Source organism: Amycolatopsis melonis (genome assembly GCF_040064235.1).
GTDB classification, from domain to species: Bacteria; Actinomycetota; Actinomycetes; order Mycobacteriales; family Pseudonocardiaceae; genus Amycolatopsis; species Amycolatopsis melonis.
This window is the reverse complement of the sequence record NZ_JBDZYD010000014.1, coordinates 85,701-106,256: the sequence shown is the minus strand read 5'-3', so window position 1 is coordinate 106,256 and position 20,556 is coordinate 85,701. Positions and strand designations below refer to the sequence as shown.

Here is a 20,556-nt window from a genome sequence, read left to right as displayed (position 1 = left end):
GACCATGACCGACACGAAGGAATGGACGTTCCCGGCCTCGTTCGGGCAGGAGCGGATCTGGCTGTCCAACCAGCTCGACCCGGCGTCGCCGGTGTACAACCTGCCCTGCCAGGTACGGCAGGACCTGCCGCTCACCGAAGGACAGTGGCGGGCCGCGCTCGGCGTGGTCGTCGGGCGGCACGAGGTGCTGCGCACCGCGTTCCGGATGGAAGGCGGCGAACTCCTCCAGGTGGTGCACGCCGAGGTGCCGATCGAGCCCGAGGTGCACGACCTGCGCGCCGACCCGGACCGTGAGGCGAAGGCCGTCGAACTGGCCGAGGCGATCGCCCGCCGTCCGATTCCGCTGGACACGGCGCCGCCGTGGCGGGCCCAGCTGTGCCGGCTCGGCGACGCCGACTGGCTGCTGACCTTCGTCGTGCACCACACGGTGTTCGACGCGGGCTCGGTGCCGGTGCTGGCGAACGAGCTGAACGAGGCGTGCAACGCCGCCGCGGAGGGACGGCTGCCGAAGCTGCCCGAGCTGGCCATCCAGTACCCGGACTACTCGGCGTGGCAACGCGGGCAGCTGCCGGTGGTGCGCGCCCAGCTGGACTACTGGCGGGACCGGCTCGCCGGGCTCCCGCCGGTGCACAGCCTGCCCACCGACCGGCCGCGGCCAGCGGAGTTCGGGTTCGGCGGCGACCAGGTCGACTTCACCCTGCCCGAGGGGCTCCTGGACCGCGTCGGCGAAGTCGGCCGTGAGCTGTCGGCGTCGCCGTTCATGGTGCTGCTGGCGGGCTACACCGCACTGCTGTCGCGGCTGTCCGGTTCCGACGACATCGTGGTCGGCGTCCCGGTCGCCGGGCGCGACCTGCCGGAACTGGCGCCGCTGATCGGCATGTTCGTCAACCAGCTGGCCATCCGCGTCGACTGCGGTGGTGACCCGTCGTTCGCCGAGCTGGTGCGCCGGGTCCGGACCGCCGTGCTGGACGCGATCGAGCACGGCCGGGTGCCGTTCCAGCTGGTCGCCGACGCGGTGCGGCCGGAACGCGACCCCGCGGTGCAGGCGCTCTACCAGATCGGGTTCAACTTCATCCCGGACTCCGGCATCGAGCCGGTCCGCTACGCCACGGCCAAGGACGACGTCGCCATCGACCTGACCACGACCGGCGGGCGGCTGCTGTACCGCACCGACCTGTTCGACCGGGGCACCGCGGAGTCCATGGTGGACCGGTTCCTGCGGCTGCTGGTGGCCGCGGCCGCCGACCCGGAGGTCGCGGTCGCCGACCTGCCGCTGCTGTCGGACGCCGAACGCCGTCAGGTGGAAGAGTGGAGTGGTTCGTCCACTGAGGACTACCCGCTCGTCGTGGCGTGCTTCGAACAGCAGGTGCGGGCGACACCCGACGCCCTCGCCGTCGACCTCGGCGGCGTCCGGCTCACCTACGCCGAGCTGAACGCCCGGGCCAACCGGGTCGCGCACCGGCTCGGCGCCGGAGGTGTGGTCGGGGTCTGCGCGCCGAACTCCGCGGAGCTGGTCGTCGGCATCCTCGGCGCGCTGAAGAGCGGCGCGGCCTACGTCCCGCTGGACCCGGCCAACCCCGCGCAGCGGCAGGCCCTGATCCTCGGCGACGCGGGCGCGCGCGTGGTCCTCACCGCGGGGGAGGCCGTGCCCGGCGTCGAGACGCTGGCGCTCGACGACCCGGCCGTGTGGGCCGGGGCTTCCGCGGACAACCCGGAAGCCGCCGCGGGCCCGGACGATGTCGCCTACGTCATCTACACCTCCGGCTCGACCGGACGGCCGAAGGGCGTGCAGGTCGGGCACCGGGCGCTGGCCACCTACCTGGGCTGGGCGCGCGAGACGTACCCGAGCCTGGGCGGCCGGGCCCTGCTGCACACCTCGCCGTCGTTCGACCTGACGGTGACGACGCTGCTCGGCCCGCTCACCGCCGGTGGATCCATTGTGGACAACGGCCGTCCCGACTTCGTCAAGGCGACGCCGACGCATCTGGCCGTGCAGCCGGAGGAGTCGTACCCGGCCGGTGACCTGGTGCTCGGCGGCGAGGCCCTGATGGGCGAGGTGCTGCGGCCGTTCTCCGGGATCGCCGTCACCAACGAGTACGGCCCCACCGAGGCGGCCGTCGGCTGCGTGATCCACCGGGTCGACGGCCCGGTCGCCGGGCCGGTGCCGATCGGCCGTCCCACGCCCGGCACCCGGGTGTTCGTGCTCGACGAGCGGCTGCGGCCGGTCCCGCCGGGGGTGGCCGGCCAGCTGTACCTCGCCGGGGCGCAGCTCGCCCACGGCTATCTCGGGCTGCCCGAGCTGACCGCGGAACGCTTCCCCGAGGGCCCGCACGGGCGGATGTACGCCACCGGCGACCTCGTCCGCTGGCGCCGCGACGGCGTCCTCGAGTACCTCGGCCGGACCGACGAGCAGGTCAAGCTGCGCGGCTACCGCATCGAACCCGGCGAGGTCGAAGCCGCACTGCGGGAGCTGCCGCAGATCCGGGACGCCGCGGTGGCCGTCCGGGAAGACACCCTCGTCGGGTACGTCGTCGGGAACGCCGACGGCGCGGGCGAAGCCCTGCGGGCCGTCCTGCCGGAGTACCTGGTGCCGACGGTGTTCGTCACGCTGGACGCGTTGCCGGTGGCGGCGAGCGGGAAGCTCGACCGGGCCGCCCTGCCCGACCCGCAGCTCGGCGGCGGCACGGAGTACGTGGCCCCGAGCACCGCGGCCGAAGAGCTGGTCGCCGAGGTCCTGGGCGAGCTGCTGGGCATCGAGAAGCTCGGCGTTCACGACGACTTCTTCGCCAGCGGCGGCAACTCGCTGCTGGCGATCCGCGCGATGGCCCGGATCCGCAAGCAGGTCGGCGTCGACCTGCCGGTCCGCGGCCTGTTCTCGTTCACCACGGTGGCGGGCCTTGCCGCCGAGGTCGAACGACGGCTGGCCGAGGACCTCGACCAGCTCAGCGACGAAGAGGTGCAGGCCCAGCTGGCCGAAGGTGAGCAGGCGTGACCACGATCGACGAAACCAGCAGCGCGGCCGCGCGCCGCGCGCTGCTGGAACGGCGGCTGCGGCGGCGCGCCGAACCGGCCGCGACCATCACCCGGCGGCCGGACGGCGACCCCGTCCCGCTGTCCTACCAGCAGGAACGCGTCTGGTTCATGGAGCAGTTCGCTCCCGGCACGACGTCGTACAACATCCCGGTGCCGGTCCGGCTCACCGGGCGGCTGGACGTCGGCGTCCTCCAGTCCGCTCTGGACGCGCTCCCGGCCCGGCACGAGGCCCTGCGGATGCGGTTCCCGGCCGGGGAGGACGGGCAGCCGTCCGTCCACATCGAACCGGTGGTGCGGGTTCCGCTGTCCATAGTGGACGTGGCGGACGAGGACGCGGCCCGCGCGGTGGTCGACGCCGCCGCGGCCGAGCCGTTCGACCTGGCCACCGGGCCGCTGCTGCGGGCCACCCTGGCCCGGATCTCCGACGGGGAACACCTCCTTGCCGTGTGCACGCACCACATCGTCGGCGACGGCTGGTCGGTCGACCTGCTGTTGCGCGACCTCGCGGCGCACTACCACGGCACGGCCGAGGCGCTGCCTGCGTTGTCCATCGGCTACGGCGACTTCGCGCACTGGCAGCGGCGGACGCTCACCGGCACCGAACTGGACCGGCAGCTCGGCCACTGGCAGGACACCCTCCGCGGCGTCGAGCCGCTGGAGCTGCCCACCGACCGGCCGCGGCCGGCGACCCAGACGTTCGACGGCGCGATCCACGAGTTCTTCGTCGAGCAGGACCTCGCCCGGGCACTGGGCGAGCTGAGCCGCAAGCACGGCGTCACGCTGTTCATGACGCTGCTGGCCGCCTACCAGGTCCTGCTGTCGCGGTACTCCGGGCAGGAGGACTTCGCCGTCGGGTCGTCCTCGGCCGGGCGCGGGCTGCCCGAGCTGGAAGGCGTGGTCGGCATGTTCGTCAACATGCTGCCGCTGCGGGCCCAGCTCGGCGGCGACCCGACGTTCACCGAGCTGCTGGAGCGGACCCGGCGGCACGTGCTCGACGCCTTCGACCACGCCGACGTCCCGTTCGAGCGGCTGGTCAACGCCCTCGGCGTGCCGCGTGACGTCAGCCGTTCGCCGGTGTTCCAGGCGATGTTCGTGCTGCAGAACTACGAGATGGGCCGGATGGCCGCGGCGGGGGAGTCCGCAGTGGACTTCCGCTGGCTGCCGATGGACCTGCCCTCGACCCGGTTCGACTTCGAGTTCCACGCCATCGAGGTCTCCACCGGGCTGATCGGCAAATTCGTGCACAACACCGCGCTGTTCGGCACGGAGACCGTCGCCGGGATGGCCGGGCGGCTGGTCGCGCTGCTGCGCTCGATCGTCGCCGACCCGGCGCGCCCGGTGTCCGAACTGGACCTGCTGGGCGAGCAGCGGGACCTGGTCCTGAACCGCTGGAACGACACGGCGGGCGAGATCCCGCCGGGCACGCTGCACGGGCTGGTCGAGGCGCAGGTGGCCCGCACACCGGACGCGCCCGCGCTGACCTTCCGCGGTGCGTCGCTGACCTACCGGGAACTCGACGGCCGGGCCAACCGGCTCGCCCACCGGCTGCGGGACCTGGGCGTCGGGCCGGGCACGCTGGTCGGGGTGTTCGCGAACCGCTCGTTCGAGCTGGTGATCGGCCTGCTGGGGGTGCTCAAGGCCGGGGGCGCATACGTGCCGCTGGACCCGGAGTACCCGGCGGACCGGCTCGCGTTCATGCTCGACGACGCCGCCGCGCCGGTCGTGCTGACGCAGGCGGCGCTGCGTGACACGCTCCCGCCGGGGGACGCGGAAGTCGTCGTCCTCGACGAGCTGACCGGGCCGGACACGCCGGTGCCACCGCTGGCGACCGCGGACGATCCCGCGTACGTCATCTACACCTCGGGTTCGACCGGGCGGCCGAAGGGCGTGCCGAACGGCCACCGCGGCATCGTCAACCGCCTCGACTGGATGCAGCGCGCGTACGGTTTGGACAGTTCGGACAGCGTGCTGCAGAAGACTCCGGCGAGTTTCGACGTGTCGGTGTGGGAGTTCTTCTGGCCGCTGATGACCGGGGCCCGGCTGGTGCTGGCCGAACCGGGCGGCCACAAGGATGCCGCCTACCTGCGGGAACTCCTCGCGGCCGAGCGGATCACGACCGCGCACTTCGTGCCGTCGATGCTGACGCTGTTCCTGGCCGAGCCCGGGATCGAATCGGTGACTGCGCTGCGGCGAGTCGTGTGCAGTGGCGAAGAGCTGCCGCTGGACACCGCGCGAGAGTTCATCCGGCGGCTGCCGCACTGCGCACTGCACAACCTCTACGGCCCGACCGAGGCCGCGATCGACGTCACCGCCTGGCACTGCACGCCCGAAGCCCTCGCCGAGGTCGCGTCCGTGCCGATCGGCGCGCCGATCCGCAACATCCGCATCTACGTCCTGGACCGGCGGGGCAGTCCGTGCCCGGTCGGGGTGCCCGGCGAGCTGCACATCGCGGGCGTGGGCCTGGCGCTGGGGTACCACAACCGGCCGGAGCTGACAGCCGAGCGGTTCGTCCCGGACCCGTTCCACGGCGGCCGCATGTACCGCACCGGCGACCTCGCGTTCTGGCGCCCGGACGGGACGCTGGGCTTCCTCGGGCGGCTGGACCACCAGGTCAAGCTGCGTGGCCTGCGCATCGAACTCGGCGAGATCGAGACCGCGCTGCGCGAGCAGGACGGCGTCCGCGACGCCGCGGTGCTGGTCCGCGAGGACACGCCGGGGGACAAGCGGCTCGTCGGATACGTCGTCGGCGACGCCGATCCCGGCGTGCTGCGGACGGCGTTGAAGCAGACCCTGCCGGACTACATGGTGCCGCCGTCGTTCGTCACCCTGGACGAGCTGCCGCTGACCCCGAACGGCAAGCTCGACCGCAAGGCCCTGCCCGCCCCGGTCGCCGGGCGCGACGCGAGCACCGAGCTGGTCGAGCCGTCGACCCCGCTGGAAGTACTGCTCGCGGACATCTGGCGGGACGTGCTCAAGGTCGGCGAGCTGGGCGTCGACGACGACTTCTTCGACCTGGGCGGGCATTCGATGCTCGCCACCCAGGTGGTGGCGCGGATCGCGAAGGCCGGCCACCAGGCCGGGGTGATGGACCTGTTCCAGCACCGCACGATCCGTGACCTGGCGTCCTTTTTGGATGGTGAGCGCGACGACTCCGGGCACCTGCTGTACGAGCTGACCAAGCCGGTCGCGAAGCCGACGCTGACCTACGTCTGCTTCCCCTACGGCGGCGGCAGCGCGATCGTCTACCAGCCGCTGGCCGACGCGCTGCCGAGCGGGTATTCGCTGTTCTCCGTGGCGATCCCGGGCCACGACGTCGGCCTGTCCGAAGAGGCCGTGCCGTTCGACGAGCTGGTCGAACGGCTCGCCGAAGAGGTCCTGGAGCGCATCGACGGGCCACTGGCCATCTACGGCCACTGCGGGGTCGGCAACGCCCTCGCCGTCGGTGTGGCCCGGCGGCTGGAGGAACGCGGCCGGGAGCTGGAGGTCGTCCACATCGGAGCGATCTTCCCGTTCGCGCGGATCAAGGGCGCGGTCGGGACGCTGCGGACGCGGCTGGAGAAACTGCGCAGCAACCGGTACTACGCGAACTGGCTCAAGGGCATGGGCGTCGACACCGACGACCTCGACCCGGCACAGGCCGACCGGATCATCAGCAACATGCGCGCCGACAGCCGTGCCGCCGAGGAGTACTTCAGCGGCCTGCTCGACGCCCGCGTCGCCAAGCTGCGTGCGCCGATCGTGTCGGTCGTCGGATCGGAGGACCCGGTCACCGACTACTACGCCGAGCGCTACCGCGAATGGGAGTTCCTCACCGACCGGACCGCTTTGGTCGTGCTGGACCAGGCCGGGCACTTCTTCCTCCGCTACCGGGCCGAAGAGCTGGCCGAAATCCTCACCCGCGTCCATCCGGCGCTGGACGACCCCGGCGAGCTGCACGTCTCGGCCCGCGGCGAGGACGCGGGCTGGGCGGTGCACGACACCCATCGATCCACAGTGGACGACAAGCCCGCGGTCAAGCCGAGCATGGCCCGGTTCGTCACGGTCACCGTCGGCCAGCTGGTCTCCTCGACCGGCTCGGCGCTGACGTCGTTCGCGGTGCCGATCTGGCTCTACACCAAGACCGGCTCGGTCACCGACCTCGGCCTGCTGTGGGCACTGGCCCTGCTCTGCGGGGTGCTGGTGCTGCCGGTGGCGGGCGCGCTGGTCGACCGCGGCGACCGCCGCAGGATCATGATCGCCGCCAGCGCGGTCGCCGGGGCCATCCAGCTCGCCCTCGCACTGCTGCTGACCGCCGGCACCTTCCAGCTGTGGTTCGTCTACGTGCTCATCCCGCTCGGCTCGGTCGCCGGATCACTGCAGCGCATCGCCTACCAGTCGTCGGTCGCGCAGCTGGTGCCGAAGCAGTACCTCGGGCACGCGATGGGGCTCGCGCAGCTGTCCAACGGCTTCGCGCAGCTGCTGATGCCGGTGATCGCGGCCGGGCTGCTGGCCGCGATCCAGCTGTCCGGCATCCTGGTCCTCGACATGGCCAGTTACGTGTTCGCCATCGTCAGCCTGCTGTTCGTCCGGTTCCCCGACCTGCTCGGCTGGCGCCCGCGCGAGCCGCTGCTGACGGCGATCGCGGGCGGGCTGAAGTACTCGTGGAACCACCGCGGCTTCCGCACGATGCTGCTGTACTTCGCGCTGGCCAACGTCTTCCTCGCGCCCGCGCTGGTGCTCGTCTCGCCGCTGGTGCTGTCGTTCGGCACGGTCACCGACGTCGCCCAGGTCGCGCTGGCCGAGGCGATCGGCGCGGTGGCAGGCGGCATCGGGATGGCCTTGTGGGGCGGCCCGCGCAAGCGGCGGATGGTCGGCGTCCTCGCGGGCAACGTCGGCATCGCGCTCGGCAGCCTGGTGATGGGGCTGCGGCCGTCGCTGGCCGTCGTCGCCGCGGGCGTGTTCCTGCTGGCCGCGGCGATGGCGGTGTCGCAGGGCATCTACGCGACGCTGGTGCAGGTCAAGGTGCCGCAGCGGTTCCACGGCCGGGTGTTCGCGATCAACCAGACGATCACCTGGTCGACGCTGCCGATCGGGTTCGCTGTGCTGGCACCCCTTGCCGTCGGCTGGTTCTCGCCGCTGCTCGCCCCCGGCGGGGCGCTGGCCGGCTCGGTCGGCGCGGTGCTCGGCACCGGCGAAGGCCGCGGGGTCGGGCTCGCCTACGTCGTCTACGCGCTGATTCTCTTGCTGATCAACGCGGGCGGGTTCAGCGTCCGCCTGCTGCGCCGGTTCGACACCGAAGTGCCCGACTCGCTGCCGGACGACCTGGTCGGGGCACAGGAACGGGAGCGCAGGCTCGCCGGGAAGGAGGTCGTGTGAGTGTCGTGGTGCTGATCAGGGAGGCCCGCGGGCACTGGGTCGGCGAGGTCGCCGCCGCGGTGCGGGCCCTCGGCCATCGGCCGGTGCTGCTCGCGCCGCCGGTGGACGCGGCCGAGCGCGCGTCGCTCGCCACGGTCGTCGACGAGATCGTGGCCGTCGCCGACGTCTACGACGCCGAAGCCGTCGCCGCGACGATCCGCTCGGCGTTCGGGCCGCCCGCCGCCGTGGTGACGGGGTCGGACGGCGCCATCGCGAGCACCGCCCGCGTCGCCGAGCTGCTCGGCGTCGCCCGGTGCCCGGCGTCGGTGTTCGCCTTGTGCGCGAACAAGTTCGCTGTCCGGGAAGCCCTGGCCGCGGCCGGGCTGCCGGGGCCGGCGTTCGCACTGATCTCCTCGGCCGCGGAAGCCACCGAGGTGGCCGGACGGGTCGGGCTCCCGGCGATCGTCAAGCCGGTCAACGGGGCCGGGAGCAACCTCGTGCGTGTCGTGTCCACTGTGGAGGAGCTGGCCGCGGCGTACGAGCTGCTGGCCGCGCGCCTGCCCGAGTCGCCGGACCCGCGTTACCGCCGTCCACTGGGGACACTGGATCCGGCGACGACGTTCCTCGTCGAGGGATTCCTGCGTGGCCCCGAGTATGCGGTGGACGTGCTGATCCGCGACGGCGTCGCCGAGCCGGTCGAGATCCTCGACAAGCCGCTGATCGACGAGCGCAAGTTCGAGCTGGCACTGTCCTGCCCGCCGGCCGGGCTGCCGCCGGAGCGGGCGTCGCTGGTCGCGTCGGCGGCGTCCTCGGCAGTCCTGGCACTGGGGCTGGACAACACGGTCGCGCACGTCGAGGTGATCGACGACGAGCAGCGCGGTCCGACGATCGTCGAGGTCAACGCGGGCCGCCCGGCGGGGTCGATCATGCCGCTGCTGGCCAGGCTGCGCACCGGCATCGACGTGTTCGCCGAGCTGACCGCCCTGGCACTGGGCGCGCCGCGGCCCGAGCGGGAACCGGCGAAGCTGCCGATCCCGCTGGCCATGCTGATCCTGTACGCCTCCGGCTCGGGCACGCTGACCGCCATCGGCGGCCTCGACGAGGTCGCCGAGCTGCCGGAGGTGATCGATGTCGTCACGACGGTCTCGCCCGGCCAGGTGCTCACCGACGACCAGGAGACGTATGCGGTCAACCTGGTCGTCGCGGGCTTTGCCGATCACGAAGACCTGGCCGCCCTGCACGCCGAAGCGAGCAAGCTGATCCGCCTGGAGGTCGCATGAAGACCGCGTTCCTCGTCCGGGAGACCCGCGGACACTGGATCCGGGACTTCGCGGCCGCCGTCCGGGCCGCGGGGCTGCGGGCCGAGCTGGTCACCGAGCCTCTCGACGAGGCCGAACGCGCCGAGCTGGCACCCCTCGTCGACGGATTCGTCGTCGTCGACGACGCCCGGGACGCCGAGGCCGTCGCCGGAGTGCTGCGGGACCGCGAACCGGCCGGAGTGCTCACCGCGGCGGAAGGGATCGTCGCGAGCACCGCCCGGATCGCCGAGCTGCTCGGCGTCGGCCGGTGCCCGGCCGGGGTGTTCACCGTGACGCAGAACAAGTTCGCCGTCCGGCAGGCCCTCGCCGAAGCGGGACTCCCCGGCCCGCGCGCCGCGTTGTTCGCCGATCCGGCCGACGCCCCGCGGATCGCCGCGGAGGTCGGCCTGCCCGCGATCGTCAAGCCGGTCAACGGCGCGGCGAGCACCCTCGTCCGCACGGTGTCCACAGTGGACGAACTGGTCGCGGCCTACCATCTGCTGGCCACCCGGCTCCCGGAGAATGCCGACCCGCGGTACCATCGTCCGCTGCCCGGGCCGATCGACCCGCTGCGGGTCTTCCTCGTCGAAAGCCTGCTGCAGGGGCCGGAGTACGCGATCGACGTGCTCGTCCGCGACGGTGCCGCCGAGACCGTCGCCGTGGTCGGCAAGCCGCTCATCGACGAGCGGAAGTTCGAGCTGGGCATGGTCGTCCCGCCGTTCGGGCTGGACGGGGAACACGAGGCGGCGATCCGGGCCGCCGCGTCCGCCGCGGTGCTGGCACTGGGACTGGACAACACGTGCGCGCACGTCGAGATCATCGACGACGTCGCACTCGGGCCGGTGATCGTCGAGGTGAACGCCGGCCGCACCGCCGGCGGCGCCCAGCCCGCCCTGCTCAAGCTCGCCACCGGCATCGACGTCACCGCCGAAGCCGTCTCCCTCGCCCTGGGCACCCCGCCGCCCGCCCGGGGCACCGGCCTGCCCGTGCCGGTCGGCTACCTGGTCGTCTACGCCGAAGGCCGCGGGCGGCTGGTGCGCGTCGACGGCACCGACGAAGTCGCGGACCTGCCCGAGGTCCTCGAAGTCGTCACGATCGTCTCACCGGGCCAGCTGCTCACCGACGATCAGGAGATCTACGCCGTCAACGTCCTCGCCGCCGGGTTCGCCGACGCCGACGACCTGGCCGCACTGCACGCCGAGGCCACCAAGCTGGTCCGATTCGAACTGGAGGAGTCATGACTGCCGATCTCGCGCCGCTGCGGCAGCTCGAAGGCAACGAGCACACCAGCATCGCCGTCTACCCGGCCACCGATTTCACCTGGGTGGAGGAACACCTGCCCCAGCTGCAGCAGCACCTGCGCGACCACGGCGCGTTCCTGCTGCGCGGCCTGCCGGTGGACCTGGACCTGTTCAACCGCGTCACCGAGACGATCGGCGGCGCGCTGCTCACCTACACCGAGCGGTCGACGCCGCGCTCGGCGGTCGCGGGCAACATCTACACCTCGACGGAGTACCCGCCCGCCGAGTCGATCCCGATGCACAACGAGAACTCCTACTCGGCGAGCTGGCCGTCCCGGCTGTTCTTCCTCTGCGACACCGCCGCGGAAACCGGGGGCGCGACACCGATCGCGGACAGCCGCGCGATGTTCCGGCGGCTGCCGGAGGACCTGCGCGAGCGGTTCGCCGGCGGCGTCACCTACACGCGGGCGTTCCGCGAAGGGCTCGGGCTGACCTGGCAGGAGGCGTTCCAGACCGAGGACCGCGCCGTCGTCGAAGACTACTGCGCACGCAACGGCCAGACGTTCGAGTGGACGGACGAGGGACTGCGCACGCGGCACGTCCGTCCGTCCTTTGTGGAGGAGCCGCACACGGGCGAAACCGTGTGGTTCAACCAGGCCAACCTGTTCCACGTGTCCAGCCTCGGCGAGGAGGTGAGCGAGGCGCTGCTGGAGCTGTACCCGGAAGCGGACCTGCCGCGCAACGCCTACTTCGCCGACGGCAGCCCGATCCCGCTCAACGACCTGGAGAAGATCCGCGAGGTCTACGACGAGGTGAGCTACGCGTTCCCGTGGCAGGCCGGTGATATCATGGTGATCAACAACATGCTGATGGCCCACGGCCGCGAACCCTTCACCGGCAAGCGGCGCATCCTCGTGGCCATGACGGGATGACCGGACCGGTGGTCGTGCTGCTCGCGCACCCGCGGCCGGGCAGCCTCAACCACGCACTCGCCGAACGCGTTCGCGGTGCATTGGACCGGCTCGGCGTGCCCGTGCGGTTCCACGACCTGTACGCCGAGGGGTTCGATCCGGTACTGACCGCCGACGAGGCGTACACCAGCGGAGCCCGGGGATTCTTGGCGGCCGAACCGGATCCACTGGTGCGGCGGCACCGCGAGGAGCTACGCGAGGCGGCCGGGCTGGTCGCCGTCCACCCGAACTGGTGGGGCAAGCCCCCGGCGATTCTTAGTGGCTGGCTCGACCGGATCCTCGTCCCGGGCGTCGCTTACCGCCTTGACGACGCCGGCGGCGCACCGGAGTCACTGCTGTCCCTGCGGCGGCTGCTGGTGGTGAACACATCGGACACCACCGAGGAACGCGAGCGAACCCTCTTCGGCGACCCACTCGACGCGATCTGGCGGCGTTGCCTGGCGCCGTACCTCGGCGAGCCGGAGGTGCACCGGATGGTGCTGCGGGTGGTGGCGGACGCGTCGGCAGACCGCCGCGTTCAGTGGCTCGGCGAGGTCGAAGCGGAGGTGGAGCGGCTTTTCGGCGGTCGGTGACCGGTTGACCGAGCCGTCCGGCGGGCGTTGCGGCCGCTTCGGCGACGTTCTGCCCGGCCGGACCGGCGGATCCTGTTGCCGGTCCGGCCCCGGCCCGCGGGTGCTGCGGCGCTGCTTCGCTCAGGGCCAGGCCGGTGCGGTCCGCGGGCGCTTCGAGACGTCCCAGGCGTGCAGGCCCCGGCATTGCTCGGCCCGCGGTCCCGCCCCGGCCCGCGTCCGCTGCCTCAGCGGTAGCTGTCGAGGACGAGCTTCGCGGCCTGCGCGATCAGGCGGTCGTCGTGCTTGGCGTTCTCGGTTCGGCGGTCGGACATCACGACCAGCACGATCGGTGCCCGCCCCGGCGGCCAGACCACCGCGATGTCGTTGCGGGTCGCGTACTCGCCGGTGCCCGTCTTGTCGGCGACCGTCCAGCCGGCCGGGGTGCCCGCGCGGATCACCGCGTTGCCGGTGAGGTTGGCGCGCATCGTGTCGGTGAGGAAAGCACGCTGCTCCGGCGGCAGCGCCGTGCCGAGGACGAACGCCCGCAGGTCGGCGGCCATCGCCCGGGGCGTGCTGGTGTCCCGGACGTCGCCGGGGGACAGGTCGTTGAGGCCCGGCTCGATCCGGTCGACGTGCGTGGTCGTGTCGCCGATTCCACGCAGCGCGGCGGCGAGCCCGGCGGGGCCGCCGAGTTCGCGGAACAGCAGGTTGGCCGCGGTGTTGTCGCTGTAGCGCAGGGCCGCGTCGATCGCGTCACGCAGGGAGAGCCCCGTCTCGACGTGCTTCTCGCCGACCGGCGAGTTCGCCTGCACGTCGGCGCGAGTGTAGGTCAGGACCTTCTTGAGCCCGTCCATGCTGGTCCGCTGGAGGACGGCGGCAGCGGAGAACGCCTTGTGCGTCGAGGCGTAGCCGAAGCGCTCGTCGGCGCGGTGGGTGATCTCGCGGCCGGAGCCGGTGTCGACGGCGTACACGCCGAGGCGGGCGTCGAAGTCGCGCTCGAGCGGGGCGAAGTCGAGTTGCCGGACCTGGGTGGACGTCTGCGGGGCCGGAGCGGGGGCCGGTGCCGGGGTGGCGCAGGCGGCGAGCGGGACGAGGACCAGTGCGGCGAGCGCGGCCCGCCGGACGTGGGGGAACGGCACGGGTGAGTTCCTTTCTTGATCGACATCCGCAGTTTTGCCCGGTTCCGCTCATGCTGTCCAAGACGGAAACGACCGGTTCGATGCCAAAACGGCATAAAGTGGGGTGATGGACCTGGTCGGCGGCTGCAGGGCGTTCGTGTGCGTGAGCGAGACGGGAAGCTTCACGGCGGGCGCGGCCCTCGCCCGCATCCCGCAGCCGGTCGCGAGCCGGCGCATCGCGGCCCTCGAACGGCACTTCGGCGAAACGCTCTTCGACCGATCGACCCGCCGGGCCCGGCTGACGGCGTTCGGCCGTGACCTGCTCCCGTCGGCGAAACGCCTGGTCCAGCTCGCGGAGGCCCTGGAGCACGACGCCCACCGCGCGCGCCTGCGGCCGATGCGCGTGGCGGTGCCGGACACGTGCGGAGTGCGCGAGCTGGCCGAACTGGCGGCCGAAGCCCGCGCGTCGGAGGTGCACCTGGAGTTCCGCACGGCCCCGCCGGGCGAGCGGGCGGCCCTGGTCCGCACGAGCGAAGTCCGGGCGGCGCTCACGGCGGTGCCCCCGGAGGACGGGGTCTGGGCGGTGCCGCTGGGCGTGGCCGGGGTGGTGTCCCCGCCGGGGCGGGTGGTCCACCTGGAGACGCTGCGCGCGGGCCGCGCGCCCGGCCCCCGGCGCCGGGTGTGGATCCAGCCGGAGGACGACGTCCCGCACGTGCGCGACCGGGTCCTGCGGGTCCGCGACACGGTGGGCCTGCAGCCGGCCCAGGTGGCGGTCGCGGAGTCTTTGACCTCGGCGGCCGCGGAGGTGTTCGGGTCGGCGGACCTGCTGTTGTGTTCGGTGGCCCAGGCAGAGGAGCTGGGCCTGCACTGGCGCCCGGTGGGCGAAGTGCACCTGGCCCGCGGTTATGGTGTGGCGGCGGCACTCGGCGAGGACGCCGAACGGCTCCGGACAGTGCTGCGCGACGCGGTGGGCCGCTGCTTGGGGGTGGGCCGGTGAGCCGCGGCTCCCGTGTGGCGGGGGATCAAGGTCGGGCCGAGCGGCGGGAGGCGGCCGGGGCGGGCCATGATCGCTGGGGCTGCTGTGAGCCGCGGGCTGTGGCCAGGTAACTGCGGGGGCGGGTTGGTGAGTCGGCGGAGGGTGCTGTGGGTGGCCACCACGCGGTGTTCGGGAGTAGGCCGGTGAGTGCCGAAGCGTTGGTCCGGGCCCTGCGGGCCGAACTGGACGATGGGGGGCTGCGTGGCTCCTTTCTCGTGCGTGACCTGCGGTCCGGTGCCGAACTCGGGATCGATCCCGATCGCGAATATCCCATTGCGTCGCTGGTCAAGGTTCCTCTCGCGGCCGCGACGCTGGAACGCATCCGCCGCGGTGAACTCGATGGTGGGGCTCAGCTGGAGGTTGCTCCCGGCGGGGTCACCACGCCCGGGCCGATCGGGCTCACCCGGTTCCGGCATCCGGCGCGGATTGCCGTCGAAGACCTTCTGTACCTCAGCACCTCCCTCAGCGATGGTGCCGCCGCCGACGTCCTCTTCGGGCTCACTCCGCCCGCCGATGTCACGCGGATGCTGGAAGCCTGGGGACTTCCCGGCATTGCCGTCCGGCATCTGATGCACGACCTCGTCGACACCCCGGCCGAGCGCTTCGGTCACGGCGAAGCCGACCTCGCGCAAGCGCTCGCCATCGGTGCGGGCACCGCCGGGCAGGGGCACCGGCTCGCGCAGCTCGACGTCACGCGCGCCAACTCGGCGTCCGCGCGGGCGCTGCTCGACCTGCTCCAGGCCCTGTGGACGCCGTCGAAGATCGATCCGTCGGTGGCCGCCGGGGTGCGGGAGCTGATGGCGCACAACGTGATCCGCCACCGGCTGACCCCCGATTTCGCGTCGGACGCCGCACGGTGGTCGTCGAAAACCGGGACACTGCTCAACCTCCGGCACGAGGCAGGCGTCGTCGAGCACGCCGACGGCGGGATGTTCGCGGTCGTGGCGCTCACCGAGTCGCGGGTCCCCGCCGTCCTCCAGCCCGAGGCCGACGTTCTGATGGCCCGCGTCGCCCGTGCCCTGCGCGACCACCTGCGCGGCGGCTGAGCAACGCCGGAAAACCGCTTGGCGAACGGCATTAGGCTCGGGCAGTGCCCTTCACCAGACCCGAACCGCCGTACTACGCGGTGATCATCACCAGCGCCCTCGACGCCGATCACCTCGACGGCTACGCCGAAATGGACGCACGGATGGCCGAGCTGGGCCGGGCCCAGCCGGGCTACCTCGGCCGCGAGTCCCGCACCGACGCCGGCGGCCGCGAGCTGACGGTGCTCTACTACCGCGACGCCGAGTCGATCACGGCGTGGCAGCAGCACCCTGAGCACCTCGAAGCCCAGCGGCGCGGTCGCGAGCAGTGGTACGCGAACTACCACATCGAAGTGGCCAAAGTGGAGCGCGCGTACGGCTTCGACCGGCACGCGTAGCCGTACTCGGCGAAGCGCCGGCCGAAGGCCAACCCGAGCGCGCTCGCCGGTGGTGCGTGGTCACCGGGTGACCACTCACGCCACCGGACCCGGCTCAGGCCCGCGCCGCCACCGGGAACTCCACCTCCGCCGTCTTCACCGTGCCCGCCTTGCGGCCAGGGACCCGCTGGTGGTGCCAGTACAGGTTCGTGTGCGCGACGACCTGCTCCGGCGATGGCGCCCCGTACTCCGTCATGTCCTCCGTCGTGTGCGCGTCGGACACCAGTGTCGCGTCGTAACCCCGCGCGAGCGCGCCGTGCAGGGTCGAGCGGATGCACATGTCCGTCTGGGCTCCGGCCACCACCAGGCTGCCGATCCCGCGTGCCGCCAGTACTTCCTCCAGGTCGGTGTCCTCGAACGAATCGCCGTACTCCTTGTGCACCAGGGGCTCTCCCTCGCGGCGCACCAGCTCCGGCACGTACTCCCACGTTTCGCTGCCCCGTGGCAGGCCGTCGTCGGAGTGCTGGACCCACACCACGTCGGTGCCCGATGCGCGGGCCTTCTCCACCAGGGACGCGATGTTGGCGATGACGGGTTCGGAGTTCACGGACGCCTGCATCACGCCGTTCTGCACGTCGATGACGAGCAGGGCGGTGTGCGGGCGGTCGGTCAGTGTGGTCATGGCGACGACCCTAGCGCCGGGCACCGACAATTTTCCGCGAGCACGGGAGGCCGAGGGCCGGTGTCGAGTCGCGTGGGGCTGGGCTGAAAGGGACTTTCCTGGCGTCCGGCGCGACGAAAGTCCCTTTCGCCGCGCCGGATGAGACGAAAGCGCCTTTCAGCTCACGGGAAGCTAGGGTGCCCCGCCGATGTGCTTGGCCGACACCGCTTCCCACACGGCGTCGAAGTTCTCGTAGCGGTCCTCGCCGGGCAGCCCGCCCAGCGAACCCAGCACGGAGTCGCCGCCGCCGGCCGCGGCCGCGCGGCGCAGGAGTTCGTCGCGGCCGCACGGGTACTCGGCGCCGGCCAAGTGCTCTTCGAGACTGGTTCGGTCCGGTTCAGCCATACCCGCCGGATACCCGGCCGCGCCGGGACGGAAACCCGGCGATCGCCCCGTAGGGTGACGCGGTGAGCACACGCGACGAAGCGACGCGGCCCCTCCGGTACTCGATCAACGTCACGCTGGACGGCTGCTGCGACCACCGGGTCATCCCCGCCGGCGAAGAACTGCACCACTACTTCGCCGGGAACCTCGGGCGCGCCGACGCGCTCCTCTACGGCCGGGGCACCTACGAGCTGATGGAAGCGGGATTCCGGGGGCAGCCGGGCGACCAGGACCCGTTCGTCCGGCTGATCAACGACGCGAAGAAGTACGTCGTGTCGAGCACGCTGGAGCACGTCGACTGGAACGCCGAACTTCTGCGCGGCGACCTGGCCGACGCCGTCCGCCGGCTCAAGCGGGAGCCGGGCCGGGGCATCCTCCTCGGCGGTGTGCGGCTGCCGCTGGCGCTGGCGGAACGGGGGCTGATCGACGAGTACGAGTTCGTGGTGCATCCCCGGCTGGCGGGCCACGGGCCGTCGGTGTTCGCCGGACTGGCCGAGTACGTCGACCTGAAGCTGGTGGACCGGGCGGAGCTGGGCTCGGGCGCGGTGGTGCTGCGGTACGAGCCGGTGACCTAGCCCGCCACGTCCAGCGACTGCGTTCCGACGACGCCCAGCAGCGCCAGGCGGTCGGCGTCGGCGCTGCCGGGCTCGGCCGTGTACACCATCATGCGCAGGTCGCTGCCCGCCACGCCGAGGACGTCGCAGTCCAGCGTCAGCGGGCCGATCTGCGGGTGGTCGATCGTCTTGCGGCCGGAATCGTGGGCGGCGACGGCGCCCGAGTCCCACAGCTGCGCGAACCGGGCGCTGTGTCGCCGCAGATCCGCGACCAGCGCACGCAGGGCCTGGTCGGCCGGGTACCGGTCCGCGGTGCGGCGCAGGTCCGCGACCAGCGCCTCCTGCAGCGCGCCCCGCGACTCCGGGGTCTGGCGGACCCGGCTGTCCCGCGTGACGAAATTGCGCCAGACCCCGTTGAGGTCCCTGCCGCGCCATTCGCCCATCAGCGCCGTGTACAGCGGGTTGGCCAGCAGCTGGTTCCACGCCGCGTCGAAGACCGCCACGGGCGTGCCTGACAGCCGGTCCAGCATGCGGTGGACGCCGGGCGTGATGTGCCGCGGGACCGTGCCGGGACCCGGCGGGTGCAGCCCGGCCAGGCGGAACAGGTGGGCGCGTTCGTCCGCGGTGAGCCGCAGCGCGCGGGCCAGTGCCTCCACGACCTGGGCCGACGGGCTGGTGGCGCGGCCCTGTTCGAGCCGGATGACGTAGTCGGCCGAGATGCCCGCCAGCTGGGCCAGTTCCTCGCGGCGCAGCCCGGCGGCACGGCGGCGGCCGCCCGCGGGCAGGCCGGCGGCCTCGGGGGAGACGCGGTCGCGCCAGTGCCGCAGTGCCGTGCCGAGTGCGGTGGTCGCCATGCCTCGATTGTGCAAGCCCGGCCGCGGATTGTCCTGGTACTGCCGGTCCCAGGAAGACCGGTCCGCTTCCTGCCGCCGCGTTCCCGGCCGAGGGTGGTACCCATGAACCAGCTCGCCCTCGTCACCGGCGCCACCTCCGGCATCGGCCGCGCCTTCGCCGAACGCCTCGCCGCGGACGGCTACGACCTCATCGTCACCGGCCGCCGCCAGGACCGGCTCGACGAGTTCGCCGCCGCCCACCCCGATGTCGACGTCCGGACCGTGGCCGCCGACCTCGCCACCGGCCACGGCGTCGACACCCTCGCCGCGCTCTGTGCGGCCGAGCCGCTGACCATGCTCGTCAACAACGCCGGTGTCGCCCACTACATGCCGCTGGCCGAGCTGCCCGCGGACAAGGCGCGTGAACTCGTGCACGTCAAGGTCGCCGCCCCCACCCTGCTCACCCGCGCGGCGGTCGGCGGCATGCTGGACCGCGGCACGGGAAGGATCGTCAACGTCGCCGGGATGATCGCCTTCAGCGGTCCCGCGGACAAGTCCGTGCAGCCGCGCCGGGCCGTCTACGCGGGCTCGCTGGCCTACCTCGTCGCCCTGTCCCAGACGCTCGGCGCCGAACTCGACGGGACCGGCGTCCGGGTCCAGGTGCTGTGCCCCGGCGTGGTCGCCACCGAGTTCCACGAGCGCCAGGGCCTCGACCTGAGCGCGGTGCCGCGGATGTCCGCCGCCGACGTCGTCACCGCCTCCCTGCGCGGCTTCGAACTCGGCGAGGTCGTCACCGCGCCCGGGGTCGAGGACACCGGCCTGCTCGACGCCGTCTTCCGGGCCGACCTCGCCGCCTTCGGCGGGCAGAGCCCGCAGCTGGCGTCGCGCTACCGGGACCGCTGAGTCAGCCGAAGAACTCGCTCAGCGCGGCTGCGAGGTCCCCGGGGTTCTCCTCGGCGACGTGGTGCCCGGACTTGATCGCGTGCCCGCGCAGGTCGGCCGCCCACGGGCGCCACACGGCCAGGACGTCGCCGTAGAGCTCCTCCATGTCGTCGTCGCTGGACCACAGCACCAGCACCGGGCAGGTGATCCGCCGTCCGGCGGCCCGGTCGGCGTCGTCGTGGGCGCGGTCGACGCCGAGCCCCGCCCGGTAGTCCTCCAGCATCGCCGCGACGGTGGCCGGATCGTGGATCGCGCGGTGGAAGTCGGCGAAGTTCTCCTCGCCGAGCCGTTCGGGCGTGTTCTTCGTGCCGACGTTGTACCAGGCGTCGGGGTCGGCGTTGATCGCCCGCTCGGGCTTGTCCGGCTGGGCGAAGAAGAACCAGTGCCACCACTCCTGCGCGAACCGCGCGTCGCAGCGGGCCAGGGCGTCCCCGATCGGGACGGCGTCGAGGATCGCCGTGCCGCGGACCACGGACGGGTGATCGAGTGCCAGGCGCGTCGCGACGTACGCGCCGCGGTCGTGTCCGGCGACGAAGAAGCTGTCGTGCCCGAGATGCCGCATCAGCGCGACGCAGTCCGCGGCCATGACGCGCTTGCTGTAGGGCGTGTGGTCCGTGTCGGTCGGCGGCTTGCTCGACTCGCCGTAGCCGCGGGTGTCCGGGCACACCACGGTGAACTTCTCCGCGAGCAGGGGCGCGACCCGGTGCCACGTCGTGTGCGTGCGCGGATGGCCGTGCAGCAGCAGGAGCGGCGGGCCGGACCCGCCGTGGCGGACCCGCAGCGTCACCTCACCGACGTCGACCCGGTCGAGCGTGAAGCCTTCGAACACGCAGTACCCCCAGACGTGCGCACGCTGCCGCACCCCGGAAACCCGGGGCGCGGCAGCGGGAGACGGGTCAGTTCTTGTCGGTGACGCCCTTCACGGCGTCCTTGATCTTCTCGCCTGCCTGCTTGAGCGAGCCCTTGGCCTGTTCGGACTTGCCCTCGGCCTGCCACTGCTCGTTGTCGGTGGCGTCGCCGACGGCTTCCTTGGCCCGGCCCTTGAGCTCTTCGCCCTTGTTCTCGAGTTTGTCGTTCATTGAGTGCACCTTCCGTTGCGGCGACATTTCCGGATCGGCCTGTCGCCAAAAGGGCCTTG

At 72.4% G+C, this 20,556-nt stretch carries 17 protein-coding genes; 11 read left to right on the top strand and 6 right to left on the bottom strand.

What is annotated here, in order from left to right; all coding sequences use genetic code 11:
* Positions 1-4: 4 nt before the first annotated feature.
* Genes ABJI51_RS33555 through ABJI51_RS33530 form a run of 6 tightly spaced genes read left to right on the top strand, consistent with a single transcriptional unit; the run spans position 5 to position 12,449 of the window.
* Entirely contained in the window at positions 5-2,992 is a 2,988-nt protein-coding gene (locus ABJI51_RS33555) for a non-ribosomal peptide synthetase (RefSeq protein ID WP_348955099.1), read from the top strand.
* The gene (locus ABJI51_RS33550; RefSeq protein ID WP_348955098.1) at positions 2,989-8,388 is read left to right on the top strand and encodes a non-ribosomal peptide synthetase/MFS transporter; all 5,400 of its coding nucleotides are present in this window, start codon (positions 2,989-2,991) and stop codon (positions 8,386-8,388) included. Before ABJI51_RS33555 ends, ABJI51_RS33550 begins: the two co-directional genes overlap by 4 nt.
* Entirely contained in the window at positions 8,385-9,647 is a 1,263-nt protein-coding gene (locus tag ABJI51_RS33545) for an ATP-grasp domain-containing protein (RefSeq protein ID WP_348955097.1), read from the top strand. Before ABJI51_RS33550 ends, ABJI51_RS33545 begins: the two co-directional genes overlap by 4 nt.
* Positions 9,644-10,906: an ATP-grasp domain-containing protein gene (locus ABJI51_RS33540; protein ID WP_348955096.1), complete on the top strand. Its 1,263-nt coding sequence runs from the start codon at positions 9,644-9,646 to the stop codon at positions 10,904-10,906. The genes ABJI51_RS33545 and ABJI51_RS33540 overlap by 4 nt, the downstream gene beginning before the upstream one ends.
* Complete coding sequence (locus ABJI51_RS33535) at positions 10,903-11,838, top strand: TauD/TfdA family dioxygenase (RefSeq protein WP_348955095.1); 936 nt, start codon at positions 10,903-10,905, stop codon at positions 11,836-11,838. The genes ABJI51_RS33540 and ABJI51_RS33535 overlap by 4 nt, the downstream gene beginning before the upstream one ends.
* A complete protein-coding gene (locus ABJI51_RS33530; protein ID WP_348955094.1) occupies positions 11,835-12,449 on the top strand; it encodes an NAD(P)H-dependent oxidoreductase in 615 nt (204 codons plus the stop codon). Before ABJI51_RS33535 ends, ABJI51_RS33530 begins: the two co-directional genes overlap by 4 nt.
* Positions 12,450-12,673: 224 nt before the next feature.
* On the opposite strand, the gene bla is transcribed toward ABJI51_RS33530, so the two are convergent.
* Positions 12,674-13,567 carry a class A beta-lactamase gene (gene bla, locus ABJI51_RS33525; RefSeq protein ID WP_348955093.1) on the bottom strand — a complete coding sequence of 298 codons (894 nt, stop codon included), beginning with the start codon at positions 13,565-13,567 and terminating at the stop codon, positions 12,674-12,676.
* 106 nt (positions 13,568-13,673) lie between these two features.
* Between bla and ABJI51_RS33520 the strand changes: the two genes are divergently transcribed.
* From ABJI51_RS33520 to ABJI51_RS33510, 3 genes are all read left to right on the top strand, one after another.
* Entirely contained in the window at positions 13,674-14,543 is an 870-nt protein-coding gene (locus ABJI51_RS33520; protein ID WP_348955092.1) for a LysR family transcriptional regulator, read from the top strand.
* A 182-nt stretch (positions 14,544-14,725) separates the two neighbouring features.
* Entirely contained in the window at positions 14,726-15,628 is a 903-nt protein-coding gene (locus ABJI51_RS33515; protein ID WP_348955091.1) for a serine hydrolase, read from the top strand.
* 44 nt (positions 15,629-15,672) lie between these two features.
* The gene (locus tag ABJI51_RS33510; RefSeq protein ID WP_348955090.1) at positions 15,673-16,005 is read left to right on the top strand and encodes an antibiotic biosynthesis monooxygenase family protein; all 333 of its coding nucleotides are present in this window, start codon (positions 15,673-15,675) and stop codon (positions 16,003-16,005) included.
* A 94-nt stretch (positions 16,006-16,099) separates the two neighbouring features.
* Here the strand turns inward: ABJI51_RS33510 and ABJI51_RS33505 are convergent, their stop codons facing one another.
* Complete coding sequence (locus ABJI51_RS33505) at positions 16,100-16,666, bottom strand: cysteine hydrolase family protein (protein ID WP_348955089.1); 567 nt, start codon at positions 16,664-16,666, stop codon at positions 16,100-16,102.
* Between the two features lie 171 nt (positions 16,667-16,837).
* Entirely contained in the window at positions 16,838-17,050 is a 213-nt protein-coding gene (locus tag ABJI51_RS33500) for a DUF2795 domain-containing protein (protein WP_348955088.1), read from the bottom strand.
* Positions 17,051-17,112: 62 nt separating this feature from the next.
* On the opposite strand from ABJI51_RS33500, the gene ABJI51_RS33495 reads away from it, so the two are divergent.
* Complete coding sequence (locus ABJI51_RS33495; protein ID WP_348955087.1) at positions 17,113-17,664, top strand: dihydrofolate reductase family protein; 552 nt, start codon at positions 17,113-17,115, stop codon at positions 17,662-17,664.
* Here ABJI51_RS33495 and ABJI51_RS33490 read toward each other — a convergent pair.
* Positions 17,661-18,497, bottom strand: coding sequence for a helix-turn-helix transcriptional regulator (locus ABJI51_RS33490; protein ID WP_348955086.1), 837 nt, complete (start codon positions 18,495-18,497; stop codon positions 17,661-17,663). The genes ABJI51_RS33495 and ABJI51_RS33490 overlap by 4 nt on opposite strands.
* Positions 18,498-18,599: 102 nt before the next feature.
* Between ABJI51_RS33490 and ABJI51_RS33485 the strand changes: the two genes are divergently transcribed.
* Positions 18,600-19,379, top strand: a complete 780-nt coding sequence (locus ABJI51_RS33485; protein WP_348955085.1) for an SDR family NAD(P)-dependent oxidoreductase — start codon at positions 18,600-18,602, stop codon at positions 19,377-19,379.
* A 1-nt stretch (position 19,380) separates the two neighbouring features.
* Here ABJI51_RS33485 and ABJI51_RS33480 read toward each other — a convergent pair whose 3' ends face one another.
* Complete coding sequence (locus ABJI51_RS33480) at positions 19,381-20,247, bottom strand: alpha/beta fold hydrolase (RefSeq protein WP_348955321.1); 867 nt, start codon at positions 20,245-20,247, stop codon at positions 19,381-19,383.
* Positions 20,248-20,314: 67 nt separating this feature from the next.
* The gene (locus tag ABJI51_RS33475) at positions 20,315-20,497 is read right to left on the bottom strand and encodes a CsbD family protein (protein WP_348955084.1); all 183 of its coding nucleotides are present in this window, start codon (positions 20,495-20,497) and stop codon (positions 20,315-20,317) included.
* Between the last annotated feature and the right edge of the window lie 59 nt (positions 20,498-20,556).